This window comes from Pseudomonas alkylphenolica (assembly GCF_000746525.1).
Lineage (GTDB): Bacteria > Pseudomonadota > Gammaproteobacteria > Pseudomonadales > Pseudomonadaceae > Aquipseudomonas > Aquipseudomonas alkylphenolica.
Map to the genome: position 1 here is coordinate 2,989,931 of NZ_CP009048.1, position 13,921 is coordinate 3,003,851.

General features: G+C 60.8%; 13 protein-coding genes and 1 pseudogene. 9 read left to right on the forward strand and 5 right to left on the reverse strand.

Annotated elements, in window-relative coordinates; all coding sequences use genetic code 11:
• Positions 1–29 precede the first annotated feature (29 nt).
• From PSAKL28_RS13550 to PSAKL28_RS13570, 5 genes are all read left to right on the forward strand, one after another.
• Positions 30–1,421, forward strand: coding sequence for a GntP family permease (locus tag PSAKL28_RS13550; protein WP_038611192.1), 1,392 nt, complete (start codon positions 30–32; stop codon positions 1,419–1,421).
• 10 nt (positions 1,422–1,431) lie between these two features.
• Entirely contained in the window at positions 1,432–2,202 is a 771-nt protein-coding gene (gene hbdH, locus PSAKL28_RS13555; RefSeq protein WP_038611194.1) for a 3-hydroxybutyrate dehydrogenase, read from the forward strand.
• Between the two features lie 55 nt (positions 2,203–2,257).
• On the forward strand, positions 2,258–2,737 hold the full coding sequence (gene eco, locus PSAKL28_RS13560) for a serine protease inhibitor ecotin (protein WP_038611197.1): 480 nt from the start codon (positions 2,258–2,260) through the stop codon (positions 2,735–2,737).
• 124 nt (positions 2,738–2,861) lie between these two features.
• Positions 2,862–4,823, forward strand: coding sequence for an acetoacetate--CoA ligase (locus tag PSAKL28_RS13565; RefSeq protein WP_038611199.1), 1,962 nt, complete (start codon positions 2,862–2,864; stop codon positions 4,821–4,823).
• Positions 4,824–4,858: 35 nt separating this feature from the next.
• Positions 4,859–5,134 carry a peptidylprolyl isomerase gene (locus PSAKL28_RS13570; protein WP_038611202.1) on the forward strand — a complete coding sequence of 92 codons (276 nt, stop codon included), beginning with the start codon at positions 4,859–4,861 and terminating at the stop codon, positions 5,132–5,134.
• Here the strand turns inward: PSAKL28_RS13570 and PSAKL28_RS13575 are convergent.
• Positions 5,131–5,391 carry a DUF1652 domain-containing protein gene (locus tag PSAKL28_RS13575; protein ID WP_038611204.1) on the reverse strand — a complete coding sequence of 87 codons (261 nt, stop codon included), beginning with the start codon at positions 5,389–5,391 and terminating at the stop codon, positions 5,131–5,133. The two genes, PSAKL28_RS13570 and PSAKL28_RS13575, sit on opposite strands and share 4 nt — an antisense overlap.
• A gap of 117 nt (positions 5,392–5,508) precedes the next feature.
• Positions 5,509–6,138 carry a LysE family translocator gene (locus PSAKL28_RS13580; protein ID WP_038611206.1) on the reverse strand — a complete coding sequence of 210 codons (630 nt, stop codon included), beginning with the start codon at positions 6,136–6,138 and terminating at the stop codon, positions 5,509–5,511.
• Positions 6,139–6,416: 278 nt separating this feature from the next.
• On the opposite strand from PSAKL28_RS13580, the gene PSAKL28_RS13585 reads away from it, so the two are divergent.
• Together PSAKL28_RS13585 and PSAKL28_RS13590 are read left to right on the forward strand one after the other, a co-directional pair.
• On the forward strand, positions 6,417–6,710 hold the full coding sequence (locus tag PSAKL28_RS13585; protein ID WP_038608001.1) for a transposase: 294 nt from the start codon (positions 6,417–6,419) through the stop codon (positions 6,708–6,710).
• Complete coding sequence (locus PSAKL28_RS13590) at positions 6,707–7,567, forward strand: IS3 family transposase (protein WP_051939191.1); 861 nt, start codon at positions 6,707–6,709, stop codon at positions 7,565–7,567. The genes PSAKL28_RS13585 and PSAKL28_RS13590 overlap by 4 nt, the downstream gene beginning before the upstream one ends.
• Before the next feature lie 667 nt (positions 7,568–8,234).
• On the opposite strand, the gene PSAKL28_RS13595 is transcribed toward PSAKL28_RS13590, so the two are convergent.
• Complete coding sequence (locus tag PSAKL28_RS13595; protein WP_038611209.1) at positions 8,235–8,930, reverse strand: metallophosphoesterase; 696 nt, start codon at positions 8,928–8,930, stop codon at positions 8,235–8,237.
• Positions 8,931–9,007: 77 nt separating this feature from the next.
• Between PSAKL28_RS13595 and PSAKL28_RS13600 the strand changes: the two genes are divergently transcribed.
• The gene (locus PSAKL28_RS13600; protein WP_038611212.1) at positions 9,008–9,526 is read left to right on the forward strand and encodes a DUF3016 domain-containing protein; all 519 of its coding nucleotides are present in this window, start codon (positions 9,008–9,010) and stop codon (positions 9,524–9,526) included.
• A 57-nt stretch (positions 9,527–9,583) separates the two neighbouring features.
• Complete coding sequence (locus PSAKL28_RS13605) at positions 9,584–9,868, forward strand: hypothetical protein (RefSeq protein WP_038611215.1); 285 nt, start codon at positions 9,584–9,586, stop codon at positions 9,866–9,868.
• A gap of 210 nt (positions 9,869–10,078) precedes the next feature.
• Here the strand turns inward: PSAKL28_RS13605 and PSAKL28_RS27365 are convergent.
• Both PSAKL28_RS27365 and PSAKL28_RS13615 read right to left on the reverse strand, forming a co-directional pair.
• A pseudogene (locus PSAKL28_RS27365) lies at positions 10,079–10,846 on the reverse strand (methyl-accepting chemotaxis protein); the annotation flags it as partial.
• A 114-nt stretch (positions 10,847–10,960) separates the two neighbouring features.
• The gene (locus PSAKL28_RS13615) at positions 10,961–13,792 is read right to left on the reverse strand and encodes an amino acid adenylation domain-containing protein (RefSeq protein ID WP_038611218.1); all 2,832 of its coding nucleotides are present in this window, start codon (positions 13,790–13,792) and stop codon (positions 10,961–10,963) included.
• Between the last annotated feature and the right edge of the window lie 129 nt (positions 13,793–13,921).

Genomic DNA, 13,921 nt, shown 5'->3' on the forward strand with positions numbered 1-13,921 from the left:
AAAACAAGATGCACCCAAGGAGACACTCGATGAGTGTGATCATCGCCCTGGCAGCCCTCGCGCTGCTGATGCTGGCTGCCTACCGTGGTTATAGCGTTATCCTCTTCGCCCCCATCGCCGCCCTCGGCGCGGTACTGCTCACCGACCCTTCTGCCGTGGCCCCGGCCTTCACCGGCGTATTCATGGAAAAGATGGTCGGTTTTATCAAGCTGTACTTTCCGGTGTTCCTGCTCGGTGCCGTATTCGGCAAACTGATCGAACTGTCCGGATTCTCCCGCTCGATCGTCGCCGCCGCCATCCGCCTGCTCGGCACCCGTCAGGCCATGCTGGTGATCGTGCTGGTCTGTGCACTGCTGACCTACGGCGGGGTGTCACTGTTCGTGGTGGTGTTTGCGGTCTATCCGTTTGCTGCCGAGATGTTCCGCCAGAGCAATATCCCCAAGCGCCTGATTCCGGCGACCATCGCCCTGGGTGCGTTTTCCTTCACCATGGATGCCTTGCCCGGCACCCCGCAGATCCAGAACATCATCCCCAGCACCTTCTTCAACACTACCGCCTGGGCGGCGCCCTGGCTGGGGCTGATCGGCACCCTGTTCGTGTTCTGCACCGGCATGCTCTACCTGCAGCGCCAGCGCAACAAGGCCCAACGCGCCGGCGAAGGCTACGGTTCAGACCTGCGCAACGAACCGGAAACCGCCGTCGACCTGAAACTGCCTAACCCGCTGCTGGCGCTCTCGCCACTGCTGTTGGTGGGGGTGATGAACCTGCTGTTCACCCACTGGATTCCGGCCTGGTACGGCAAGACCCACAGCCTCAGCCTGCCGGGCATGAGCGCGCCGGTACAGACCGATATCGCCAAGCTCACCGCCATCTGGGCGGTCGAGGCGGCGCTGCTGCTGGGCATTTTGCTGGTGCTGGTGGCCGGCTTTGGCGCGATCAGGCATCGCTTGGCCGAAGGCAGTAAAAGTGCGGTAAGCGGCGCACTGCTGGCGGCGATGAACACCGCCTCGGAATACGGTTTCGGTGCGGTGATCGCCTCGTTGCCAGGCTTTCTGGTGCTGGCCGATGCCTTGCGCGCGATCCCCAACCCGCTGGTCAATGAAGCGATTACCGTGACATTGCTGGCCGGCATCACCGGTTCCGCGTCCGGCGGTATGAGTATCGCCCTGGCAGCGATGTCCGACAGTTTCATCGCCGCCGCCAATGCCGCCAACATTCCGCTTGAAGTGCTGCACCGCGTAGCGGCCATGGCCAGTGGCGGCATGGATACCCTGCCGCACAACGGCGCGGTCATCACCCTGCTGGCGGTCACCGGCCTGACCCACCGCGAGGCCTACAAGGACATTTTCGGCATTACCCTGATCAAGACCCTGGCCGTGTTCGTGGTCATCGCCACCTTCTATGCTACCGGCATCGTTTAAGGAGCTACTCATGCAACTCAAAGGCAAAACAGCAGTGGTTACCGGCTCCACCAGCGGCATCGGCCTGGGTATTGCCCATGTGTTGGCCAAGGCCGGCGCCAACCTGATCCTCAACGGCTTCGGCGACGCCAGTGCGGCCATCGCCGAGGTCGCCCACCACGGTACCCGGGTCGGCCATCACCCGGCCGATCTTGGTGATGTGAAACAGATCGAAGACCTGTTCGCGTACGCCGAGCGGGACTTTGGCGGCGTCGACATTCAGGTCAACAACGCCGGTATCCAGCACGTCGCCGCCGTCGAAGATTTCCCGGTGGAACGCTGGGACTCGATCATCGCCATCAACCTGTCTGCGGTGTTCCACGGCACCCGTTTGGTGCTGCCAGGCATGCGCCAGAAAAACTGGGGCCGGATCGTCAATATCGCCTCGGTGCATGGCCAGGTCGGCTCCACTGGCAAGGCGGCTTACGTTGCCGCCAAACACGGGGTGGTCGGGCTGACCAAGGTGGTGGGCCTGGAAACCGCCACCAGCAACATCACCTGCAATGCTATTTGTCCGGGCTGGGTACTGACGCCGTTGGTACAAAAACAGATTGATGACCGCGCCGCCAAGGGCATTGATGCACAACAAGCGCAGCACGATCTGCTGGCCGAGAAGCAGCCGTCATTGGCCTTTGTCACTCCCGAACATCTGGGTGAGCTGGTATTGTTCCTCTGTAGCGAGGCTGGCAGTCAGGTTCGTGGCGCCGCCTGGAACATCGATGGCGGCTGGCTGGCCCAATGACGGGCGGCCCGGGATCTGGCTGCGGCATCGTCTTTTTTACCTGCAAGGAGGCCTTATGCGCCCAATCCCTTTCACTGCGCTGCTCACCCTGACCCTGGCGGCCGGTACGTCCGTACAGGCTGCCAGCCTCAAGGATGTCGCGCCTTATCCCGAGGCCGAAAAAGGCTTTACCCGCCAGGTCATCCACCTGCCGAAGCAAGCCGATGAGTCGGCGTTCAAACTGGAAGTCCTGGCCGGCAAGCAACTACTGGTCGACTGCAACCGCCAGCGCCTGGGTGGCACCCTCGAAGAGAAAAACCTCGAAGGCTGGGGCTACAACTACTACCGCCTGGAAAAAGTCATGGGCCCGGCTTCGACGCTGATGGCCTGCCCGGACACCACCAAGAAAGAAGCTTTCGTGCCGGTAGTCGGTGACGGTTTCCTGCTGCGTTACAACAGCAAGCTGCCCGTCGTGGTCTATGTACCAGAAGGCGTTGAAGTGCGTTACCGCATCTGGTCCGCCTCTGACGAAGTCAAGAAAGCTATAGTGGAATAAAGGCTGTGTGTGGGTGGGAGCGGGCTTGCCCCGCGATGCGATGTGACTGACCGTTCGCAATCGCGGGGCAAGCCCGCTCCTACAGACAGTCAAGCAGTTGCCCTACCAACCTGGGGATCGCGGCATGAACCAAGTGCTCTGGCGCCCGAGCGAGGCGCGTATTCAGGCCAGTCGCATGGATGCCTTTCGCCGTGAGATCAACCGCAAGTACGGTCTGAGCTTGACCGACTACGAGCAGTTGCATCGCTGGAGCATCGACCAGCGTGCCGCGTTCTGGCAGACCCTTGCCGATTTCTTCCGGGTGCGCTGGCATCAGCCTGCCGCCCGGGTCCTCGACGAAGGCCCGCAGATGCCCGATGCGCGCTGGTTCGCCGGTGCCACGCTGAACTTCGCCGAACACCTGCTGCGTCGCCGCGATGCGCATCCGGCGTTGGTCGCGGTACGTGAAGATGGCGAGCGGCGAATCATCACCCATGCCGAGCTGGCCGCACAGGTCGCAGGCCTGCAGCGCAGCTTCCAGGCTGCAGGCATTGGCGTTGGCGATCGCGTGGCGGCCTGCATGCCCAACACCTGGCAAACCCTGGTGGCCATGCTCGCCTGTACCAGCCTGGGGGCCATCTGGTCTTGCTGCTCACCGGAGTTCGGCACCCACGGCATCATTGACCGCTTCGGCCAGATCCAGCCCAAGCTGCTGATAGCCTGTGGCGGTTATCAATACGCTGGCAAAAACATCGACCAGGTCGACAAAATCAACGAGGTGCTGGCGCAGTTGCCCAGCCTTGAACACTTGCTGGCAGTGCCGTACAGCCGTGCCGGTACGCGCACCGACGAATTTCACAGTACTGCCCGCGTCAGTCTGTGGGACGATTTCTATCAAGCCGGTGGTGAACCGCAGTTCACCCCGCTGCCCTTCGACCAGCCGCTGTACATTCTTTACTCCAGCGGCACCACGGGCGTGCCCAAGTGCATCGTGCACAGTGCCGGCGGTGTGTTGCTGCAGCACTTGAAGGAACACGGCCTGCACAACGACCTGGGCACGGACGACGTGCTGTTCTACTACACCACCTGCGGCTGGATGATGTGGAACTGGCTGGTCAGTGGCCTGGCGGTAGGCACCACGCTGGTGCTCTACGACGGCTCGCCGTTGCATCCCGGCCCCGAGCGTTTGCTCGACCTGATCGACAGCGAACGGATCAGCGCCTTCGGTACCAGCGCCAAGTACCTGGCGGCGCTGGAACACGCGCATATCCAGCCACGCCTGAGTCATCGCCTGGACTCTCTCAAGTTGTTGCTGTCTACCGGTTCGCCGCTGTCACCGGAAAGCTATGACTACGTGTACCGTGAGTTCAAGGCCGACCTGTGCCTGGCCTCGATGTCTGGCGGTACCGACATCTGTTCCTGCTTTGTCATCGGCAACCCGGTGTTGCCGGTGCGGCGCGGGCAGATCCAGTGCAAGAGCCTGGGCATGGCCGTGGAGGTCTGGGACGATGACGGTCATGCCCTGGTTGGCGAAAAAGGCGAGCTGGTCTGCACCCGGCATTTCCCGGCGCTGCCCCTGGGCTTCTGGAACGACCCGCAGGCCGAGCGCTTCCATGCTGCCTATTTCAGCCAGTTCCCGGGTATCTGGGCCCAGGGCGACTATGCCGAACAGACGCCTGAAGGCGGCATGATCATTCACGGCCGCTCGGACGCGGTGCTCAATCCTGGCGGCGTGCGTATCGGCACTGCGGAAATCTACCGCCAGGTAGAGAAAATCGACGAGGTGCTGGAGAGCGTCGCCATTGGCCAACGCTGGCAAAACGATGTACGCGTGGTGCTGTTCGTGCGTTTGCGTGAAGGCCTGCAACTGGACGAGGCATTAAAGACACGGATTTGCCAGGTGATCCGCAGTAATACCACCCCGCGCCATGTACCGGCGGTGATCGCTGCGGTCAGCGATATCCCCCGCACCATCAGCGGCAAGATCGTCGAGCTGGCGATTCGCAACGTGGTGCATGGAGAGCCTGTGAAAAACACCGACGCCCTGGCCAACCCCGAGGCCCTCGAACAATTTCGTGACCGCCCGGAGCTGCGTGATCAGGCATAATGCGCGGTTTTAGCGTTTTGCGAAGGTACCTCGAGATGAAAGCACAGGCCCGGCATATTCTGGTCAAGACCGCCGAAGAAGCCGAACAGCTCAAGCAACGGATCGCCAAAGGTGAGGCGTTCGACGTGCTGGCCAAAAAGTACTCGACCTGCCCGTCGGGCAAGCGCGGTGGTGACCTGGGCGAAGTGCGTCCAGGGCAGATGGTCGGCGCCATCGACCAGGTGATTTTCAAGAAACCGCTGCGCGTCGTGCACGGTCCGATCAAGAGCAAGTTCGGCTATCACCTGGTTCAGGTGTTCTACCGCGACTAAAGGCTATCGTTGCGTCGCCCGGCGTGGAGCTGGCGCTGGTCAGCGAGGTTGTTGCGCAAGCCGACGATCAGGTTGGAAAGCGCCCGGCTGCTGGTCAGCTGTTCGGCGCTAATACCGGTCACCAGCAAGTCGACCCGCTCGCAACTGCGATCGAACACCTTGACGGTCAACGAACGGTCGGCAGCCTGCGTGCACTGGCAGCGAGTGGGTAAGAAACTGCTTTCGATGATGTTGCGCAATTCCAGGGTCGAGAGCATCGGTACATCTCCTTGGCAGATGGCGGGCAGCGGTTCCGGTGTGCCCGGTCCAGCTATAAGCCTAGGATATGTCCCCGACAGCCTCAGATCCTTTCTCTATAAGCACCAACCGCCACACTAGGCCCGGCGCGCCGCCAACAGACCGAGCCCGGCGCAACCGAGCAGGGTTGCACTGACCCGGTTGAACAAGCGCCGTGGCCCCGGCTGGTTGAACCAGCGCTGCAGATAGGCGCCAAGCCAGGCATAGATCGCAATCGCCAGCCACTCCAGGACCAGGAACAAACCGCCCAGCCAGGCAAACTGCTCGGAAACCGGCATAGGGCTGGAAACCTGGACGAACTGCGGCAGGAACGCGGTGAAGATCAGTATCGCCTTGGGATTGCCAGCGGCGACCAGAAACTCCTGACGTGCCAGACGCAGCGTACCGGCGGCCTGGCGCTCGGCACTGACACTCGCAGCAGCCACCGGTGCGTGCCACAGTTGCCAGGCGATGTAGAACAGATAGGCGGCGCCGAGCAGCTTGATGGTCAGGAACAGGTACTCGCTGGTATGCAGCACCACCGCCAGCCCCATGGCCGCCAGCACGATCATCCCGGCAAACGCCAGCAAGCGCCCGACGCCGGCCACACAGGCAATGCGCAGGCCGTAGCGGCTGGCATTGTTCAGTGACAGCAGATTGTTCGGCCCCGGCGCCATGTTCAGCGCGAAACAGGCAGGAACGAACAGTGCGAGTAAAGAAAGGTCCATCGGGGTTCTCCGGCAGCTGGGACCGGCAGATTCGGGTCAGAAGCGTTCAAGCGTCAAGGTACAGTTGGGCAAAAAAATTGGTTTTTCACGGAATTCCGGGGGTATGGTCCTTGGGATGGATTGTTGGGCTGTGAGCTTATCCATTTGGTGTGGCGACGCTGCCGGCCCCTTCCGCCCTTACGGCGGCCTACTTTTTTCTTGGAAAAAGTAGGCATGGAACTGTCCCATGACAACGGACGCCAAGAAGCGATACTTACATCGCTAACTTGGAGGTTCCCATGTACCCACCAAATCGCCGTAGCTACACCGACGAATTCAAGGCCCAAGCTGTTGCACTGGCTGAAACGGTCGGCAGAACCGAAGCCGCTCGTCAGCTAGAGATGTCTGTTAAGACGCTGGATAACTGGGTCGATGCGTCACGCAAAGGTCTTCCGTTGAGTTCACCAGAGCGTCAACCTGTTACCAAGGAGAGCAGCGAGCTGGCGCGATTACGGGCCGAGAATGCTGAACTCAAAATGGAGCGTGAAATCCTAAAAAAGGCGGCGGTATTCTTTGCCAAAGAGTCCAGGTGAGATACGCCTTCGTCGCTAAAGAGCGGGCTCAGTTCCCGGTGCGTTTGTTGTGCCGGGTGTTGGGCGTGTCAGCTTCAGGATTTTACGATTACCTAAACCGCCCGGTTCGCCCAGATCCAGACAAACAGATTCGAATTGATCTGCGCAGGATCCATGCCGCCAGTCGAAGCACCTATGGGCGGCCACGGTTGGTCGAGGCATTGCGTCAGATACCTCATCGAGTCGGCCACAAACGGGTTACGCGGCTGATGCACGAGGAAGGTATCCATGGCAAACCCAAGGCTCGCTTCCGGCCCCAGACCACGGACAGTCGCCACTTCCAGCCTGTCGCACGCAATGTGCTTGACCGTCAGTTTTCGGTACAGAGCGCCAATCCAGCCTGGGTGAGCGACATCACCTACATTTCAACCCGAGAAGGCTGGCTGTACCTGGCGGTGGTCTTAAGCATCCAGACCCGCCAGGTGCTGGGCTACAGCTTGGCGGACAGGATGCCGGATGATTTGGTTGAGCGCGCATTTATCAACGCTTGGAACGCCAGTTTGGGGCCTTCTGGGGTTGTGTTCCATTCCGACCAGGGACGCCAATATACGAGCAGCAAATTTCGCCAAGCATTGGCCGAAAAAGGCTTTACGCAGAGCATGAGCCGCAAAGGAAACTGCTGGGACAATGCCGTCGCTGAAAGCTTTTTCGCTACGCTTAAGAAGGAAGAAGCAAGCGGGGTCTATCAGAGCAAGAGGCTAGCTTATGGGGCAATCGCGAGCTACATCCATGGTTTCTACAACAGCAGTCGGCTGCATTCGGCGTTGGGTTATCGTTCACCGAACGCTTATGCAAAGGGCTTGAAGCAGAAACCCTAACACCCAGCTTCTTGGCGTCCGCTGCCAAGGGACAGTTCCAGCAAAACCGCTGGCTCCTGCATACGGCCTCCTGAAGTCGCAAAGTTACGGGCGGCGCCTGTGCTGACGCATCTTCGAAATCTGATTCTGGCGGAGCCAGGATGTCATCGGCGGGGGCAAGCCGCTCCACCGGGGTTAATTGATCTCCCGGTGGGAGCGGGCTTGCCCCGCGATATCGACCCGCCAGTTACATCGCATCGCGGGAAAATCCCGCTTCAACGTGTTGATCTTGGTTTTCATACACGCAAGCTCAAGCGCCGCGGACTGCGACTTCAGGAGGCCGAGCGGAGGTGCCTGTAGGGGCCAGTGCGTAGCACCTTCGGCGTAGCCGAAGAACGCGAGCCGTAGACTTGGCGAAGCAAGTCGTAGGCCGCGTGGCCCCGGAAGGTGCCGTAGCGAGGGGACCCGGAGCGCAGCGTAGGGCCGGATGCAGGAGCGAGCGGTTTTGCCTACTTTTCCCAAGAGAAAAGTAGGCCGCCGTAAAGGCGGAAGGGGCCAGCAGCGGCGCCACACCAAATGGATAAGCTCGCAGCCTAAACATCCCAACCCAACCAGGGCAGCAGCCTGTTCAGCGATACAGGCCAGGGGCAAACCCGACTGTGACTGATTGCATTGGCCGTGACGGTGATCATTCACCCGTTGTGGCGTTGACTAGGCTGAGCGTGTCCAGCGCCAACAGACTGAAATGGCCACGGGACCAGCCGCCGGTATCGATATGCCAGATATTGCCCAGCACGCGCATTGCATGAAGGGGGGTGTGCCCCACGATCAATGCGCGCAGGCCGGCAATCGGCCGCTCATCATCCACTTGCAGCCGACGCCGCGACCACTGGCAATAGTCCTGAAGCTCGAACGCTGGCTGCGTCTGCAGTTGCTCGCACAACTCGGACCAGCTGGCACAAGGGCAATCGGCGTGTACCAGACCGACCAGCCCGGCGGACGTCTCGACCTGAAGCGCCAACGGCATGCGCGCAAAACGCTCGGCGAAACGTGCCTGCTCGCTGGCGGGCAGGTCAAGAAACCAGCCGCCGCCCGCCGCCCGGTACTGACCGTAATCCAGCCAGCCACCGCTGACATGCGTCACCGCCAGCGCCTCGTGGTTGCCTTGCACCGCGTGAAACCAGGGCTGTTCCAGCCAGTGCAACGCCTGCGGGCACTCCGGGCCGCGGTCCACCAGGTCGCCGACGCTGAACAAGCGATCGACGGCGGGATCGAAACCGATGGCCGCCAGTTGTACCTGCAGACGCTGAAAATGTCCGTGAATATCACCCACGGCATAATCGCGTCCCCGCTTGTTGATGGCAAACCGCTCAACCCTGCTCAAGCTGCTCTCTCCTGACCCGCCAGCCTTGGCAGGGGTACAATAAAAGCTGTGCAGACACCTGCACGTGGAGGTGAATCATGCGCCCTGCCCTGACCTTTGTCGCCCTGAGCCTGTTGGCTTCAAGCAGCCTGGCTCAAACGCCACCGGCCGCCTCGGTCGAGGTCAACTACGACAAACCCGAACACTTTCGTGATGCCAGCCTCGACTCCAATGGCTATGAACGCGGCGCCGACGAGCATGTCATGAAAGAGCTGCGCAGTTATCTGCAGACACTGGGCAAGCGCTATCTGCCACCCGGCCAGACACTGCGCATCGACATCCGCGACATCGACCTGGCCGGCCGCTACGAACCTTGGCACGCCCAGGCCTACACGATACGTTTCATGCGCGACATCACCTGGCCCAGTATTGACCTGCACTACGTACTCTCGCAACAAGGTCAGCTGTTAAACCAGGCCGATGCTCACCTGACAGACAAGTTCTACCTGCAGCGTCCAGGCCGTAGTGCCACCAGCGACCGGTTGTATGCGGAAAAAGCCATGCTCGAAGAGTGGTTCCGCAAACAGTTTGGCGTACAGCGCCCGACCTCTTCCTGAACTGTTTGGCTCGCCTGGCAGTCTGAACCTGTGTGAACTGTGCAGAGGATGATTCCAATGGTCACTCACTACAAGGTCGCCGGCCACCTGGCTTGCGGCCACCACGGCAACAACCTGATTTCGACCCGCGAACTCAATCGCGTCAAATGCCGCAGTTGTCGCAACACCGATGCCTACAAGGAAGCCCGTCGCGAGCAACGCAACGCCGCTCGCCGCGCCGCGCGCAAGGCGAGGACGCAACATGCCGCCAACGACTGGCGCAGCGCCTGGATCGAACGCCTGAGCGCCCTGCCCGGATTGCAGCGCCTGCCCCGCGGCTTTCACGGTCAGGCTTTCGTCTGACCCTGGCTGCGTAGCAGCTTGTCCGCTGCGCCAGGCAAGCGCAGAAAGACGGGGACGAGGCGCTGTGCAATTCCTCGGCAAAGCGTGCGCTCAGGATCCTCAAGGTAGGACGGAGCAAGTCAGCGTGCCGATGCACCTTGGCAAGCCGCGGGGCGTATCACGTCCCGCGGTGCAAGGCTGCCCATCGCTGCCCGTCAGAAGTCGCGCAATTCAAGTCCTGAACTTCGACACCATCGCATTGAGCTCCACCGCCAGGCGCGTAAGATCCTGGCTGGCGGCGCTGGTCTGGTTGGCACCTGCCGATGTCTGGGTCGAAAGGTCGCGTATGTTCACCAGGTTACGATCCACTTCCCGGGCGACCTGGGCCTGCTCTTCGGAAGCCGAGGCGATCACCAGGTTGCGCTCGTTGATCGAGGAGATCGAACTGGCGATCACTTCCAGTGCGTCACCTGCAGCCTGAGCCACCTGCAGGGTATTGTTGGCGCGGTTCTGGCTGCTGTGTATGGCCCCGACCGCACGCTCCGAGCCGGACTGTATGCCGCCGATCATCTGGCCGATTTACTTGGTCGACTCCTGGGTGCGATGGGCCAGCGCGCGCACTTCATCGGCGGCAGTCATCTGGTTCACCGCCGTCGCCGCCTGATCGATCTCGGCGCTCTGCTGGTGCAGGCCGCGGCTGGTGTCTTCGGTCACTGCGTGCAGTTCTTCCGACGCCGAGGCCAACTGGTCAGACGCGCTGGATATCTGCCGGATCGTGTCGCGCAGGCTGTGCTGCATCGTACGCAGCGAAGTCAGGAGCATGGCCGGTTCGTCGTGGCCGGTAACATGGATTTCCTGGGTCAGCTCCACCGCTGCTACGCGCTTGGCCTCCTCAACCGCCTCGGCCATGGGGGCGACGATGCTACGGGTCAGCAGGATGGCAATGATCGTCAGCAGCAGAATGATCACCAGCGCGGTCAGCACTACCGTCGCTGCCTCGGTGAACGCCTTGCGCGATATCATAATGATATCGCGCAAATCTATTCGGATGGCTGTAAGTCATAAATGATCACAGTCGCAGGCAAGCGCTCATACAACCGAGCGCACCCCCCGTTACGCAACACGCTCGAGCGTATCCACCGCGCCTTTCTTGCGCCCTCTGTTCCAGCGCATCAGCACAATCTGAACGACCTTGTTCCAGCAATAGGCCACCACGACGCCACCTACGATGGCGAGAACCACCGCGAGCACCGGCTGATCGCTGATGCGCCGGGCCACGGAGTGGAACTGGAAATGCGTCAAATAGATGTAGAGGGTTGACGAGGCGATCGCTGCGCCCGCTCGCGCGATAGTGCCAGGCACGGGAACGGACCTGAGCCAGATCAGCGCGAGGACCGCAGGCAGGGCGATATCGATGTGCTTTCTGAGCATAAATTCGTCCCAGCCAAGTTCGGCGACAGTCATCAGCTCCAGCCCGCCGACGATCAGAACAGCCATGGCACTGGCGCCCCACTTCTGCGCCGTTGTCTCGGCGTAATGAACGGCCATGCCGAGCACCATAACCGCCAGGTAATGCTGTGGCACCCGGTTGTACAACGGCGCAGCGTCGAATACGAACAGCTTGAGCAGCGCATCCGCCGCCAGCAGAGCACATGCAGCCACGACCAGACAACGAAACGGATCGGTGCTGATTATTGCGCGCACACGTTTGAACGACAGGACCAGCCCGATGATCAGGATCATCTGCACCAGCACTTCGATGTACCAATAGTGAAAAATGCCGACACGATCGGTCGTAAACCAGTTGGAAATCAGCAACAGCGATTGCCAGCGCAGCTTGTCGAACACCACCTGGATCAGCACGGTGTAGAGAATGGTCGGCACCGCGATGCTGGCAACGGATTTGAGCAGCATGCGCGCGTCACCGCGTTCTTCGATGGCCTGGAACTGAAAGCGTGCCAGGCTGATGCCGGAGATCAGGAACAGCACCGTCGTCTCGCCGCTGATCAGCCAATTGGAAAACACATGCAAGTGCCCGACGACAATCAGGATGATCGAGGTCACCCGCAGGAACACCGGAACTTCCATGGCCCGCAGAGACCACTTCGAAGGCCTGGGTTGGTTGGCCAGTTCGGCGAACTCCCGTACCGGCGTGACTTCCCAGCGATCCGGCAAATGGCCGATCAGCTCTTCCAGCACCATCGAAGCCTGAACAAAGGACAGAGAGTCACCACCCAGTTCGACGAAGCTGAGGTTGGCATCGACATCCCGTACCTGGAGTATCTGTGCCCAGGCCTCGGTCAGTTTCAGCGTCAACGGGGACAGGTCCTGACGGGTACTGGCAGCGCTTGCAGCCGTATTGTCGAACGGCGCAGGCAAGGCCCGCTTGTCGATCTTGCCATTGGGCGTCAGCGGTATGGCTTCGAGGAAAACGAATATTGCCGGCACCATGTAGTCCGGCAGTTGGCCTGCGAGCGCCTCACGCAATTGAGCCGTCGACACGTGCTGTTCTGACACGCAATAGGCGACCAGCCTCACCATCGCGCTGTCATGGTTGGCCAGCACAACGCATTGCTTGATCTGCGGATGGCGGACGATGGCGCTTTCGATTTCAGCCAGTTCGATCCGGTGGCCGCGGATCTTCACCTGACTGTCAGCGCGCCCCAGAAAACTGACACTGCCATCGGCAAGGTAGGTGCCAAGGTCACCGGTCCGGTAACAGATGTCGTTCGCGGCACCGGTAAACGGGTTGACCACGAATTTTTCCCCGGTCAGCGCTGCATCACCCCAGTAGCCCAAAGACAGATAGGGGCTGCGGATCAGTATTTCCCCAACTTCGCCTTCACTGACCAGTTGATTAGCATCATTGACGATCAGCAATTGCGCGCCATCAATGCCCTTGCCCAGCGGGATTCTGGTGTTGTCGGCGTGCTCATCGACCTGATGGAACGCCATGGCCTGCGGGGTTTCCGTGGTGCCGTAGAAGTTCACACTGACGGCATCCGGAGCAACTTCGCGCATCTGTTCGTACAGCGTCTGACTGAGCGCATCGCCGCCCCAGAACAGATAGCGCAGGTGATTGAATGCCAGTGCATTGATCCGCGCACCGGTTTCAATCAGTTTGCCCAGCGGCGGCGTGAGGTGGATGACCGAGACCGCATGGCGCTGTATCCATTCCGCCAAGGCCGAAGGGTTGGTCAGGGTCGCCTGGGTCGGACAGATGATTTTCGCGCCAATCGACAGCGGCGTGAACACATCCCGGTACACCGGATCATGTCCCAACCCGGAAAGCAGGGAAAAGCAGTCGTCGCGGGTAAAACCATGGCGGCTGACATGCCATTCGATGAAATGCACCAGTGGTGCGTGATGGGTCACGATCCCTTTGGGTTCGCCGGTGCTGCCTGAGGTGAAGGTGATGTAGGCCGGCTTGCCGGGGTCGATTTCGGGCAGTACGGTTTGCTCACTGGCAAATTGCTGCTGCGCTTCGTCGGGTGCTTCTGCCACCCTGACGACCTGCGCCGCCGCATGGCCTGCACCCGGCGCCGGGTGTACGAGATTGAACTCGGCCTTGGCGTCCCCGCACAGCAATACAAAGGCAGGTTCAAGTGTGGCGATGATCTGGCTGACACGGGCAGGCGGATAGGCGACGTCGGCAATGGTGAAGGTCAATCCGGCGCGCAACACACCGAGCATGGCATACACCAGGCCCGCACAGCGGCTCGAAATAATCACCACCCGCCCGGATCGGCTGGCGCCGCTTGCGATCAGCCTCGCAGCGATACCCTGACTGATCTGTTCAAGCTGGCGATAGCTGCAGGTAACGTCCTGGGCAATGATGGCCGTTGCATCAGGCGAATGTTTTGCCTGTTGCAGAAAGTCGTGGAATATCGGGCGCTCGGCACGATACTCCAGGCTCAGCGTCGGGATTGGGCGCAGATCCGGCATGTTTTTGTTTGCTCCGCAGGGTCGGTACGTGGCTAACAGCGAAACCCGGTAGTCCGGCACAGTGATTGTCGCCGGATGATAGGTGAACGCTAGTGCACGCTGGCTGCGGGCGCCAATGCTGAGGTCAGG

Coding starts and splice junctions, on each gene's coding strand:
- PSAKL28_RS13550 (WP_038611192.1), top strand. CDS start 30: ATGAGTGTGATCATCGCCCTGGCAGCCCTCGCGCTGCTGATGCTGGCT.
- hbdH (WP_038611194.1), top strand. CDS start 1,432: ATGCAACTCAAAGGCAAAACAGCAGTGGTTACCGGCTCCACCAGCGGC.
- eco (WP_038611197.1), top strand. CDS start 2,258: ATGCGCCCAATCCCTTTCACTGCGCTGCTCACCCTGACCCTGGCGGCC.
- PSAKL28_RS13565 (WP_038611199.1), top strand. CDS start 2,862: ATGAACCAAGTGCTCTGGCGCCCGAGCGAGGCGCGTATTCAGGCCAGT.
- PSAKL28_RS13570 (WP_038611202.1), top strand. CDS start 4,859: ATGAAAGCACAGGCCCGGCATATTCTGGTCAAGACCGCCGAAGAAGCC.
- PSAKL28_RS13575 (WP_038611204.1), bottom strand. CDS start 5,391: ATGCTCTCGACCCTGGAATTGCGCAACATCATCGAAAGCAGTTTCTTA.
- PSAKL28_RS13580 (WP_038611206.1), bottom strand. CDS start 6,138: ATGGACCTTTCTTTACTCGCACTGTTCGTTCCTGCCTGTTTCGCGCTG.
- PSAKL28_RS13585 (WP_038608001.1), top strand. CDS start 6,417: ATGTACCCACCAAATCGCCGTAGCTACACCGACGAATTCAAGGCCCAA.
- PSAKL28_RS13600 (WP_038611212.1), top strand. CDS start 9,008: ATGCGCCCTGCCCTGACCTTTGTCGCCCTGAGCCTGTTGGCTTCAAGC.
- PSAKL28_RS13605 (WP_038611215.1), top strand. CDS start 9,584: ATGGTCACTCACTACAAGGTCGCCGGCCACCTGGCTTGCGGCCACCAC.
- PSAKL28_RS13615 (WP_038611218.1), bottom strand. CDS start 13,792: ATGCCGGATCTGCGCCCAATCCCGACGCTGAGCCTGGAGTATCGTGCC.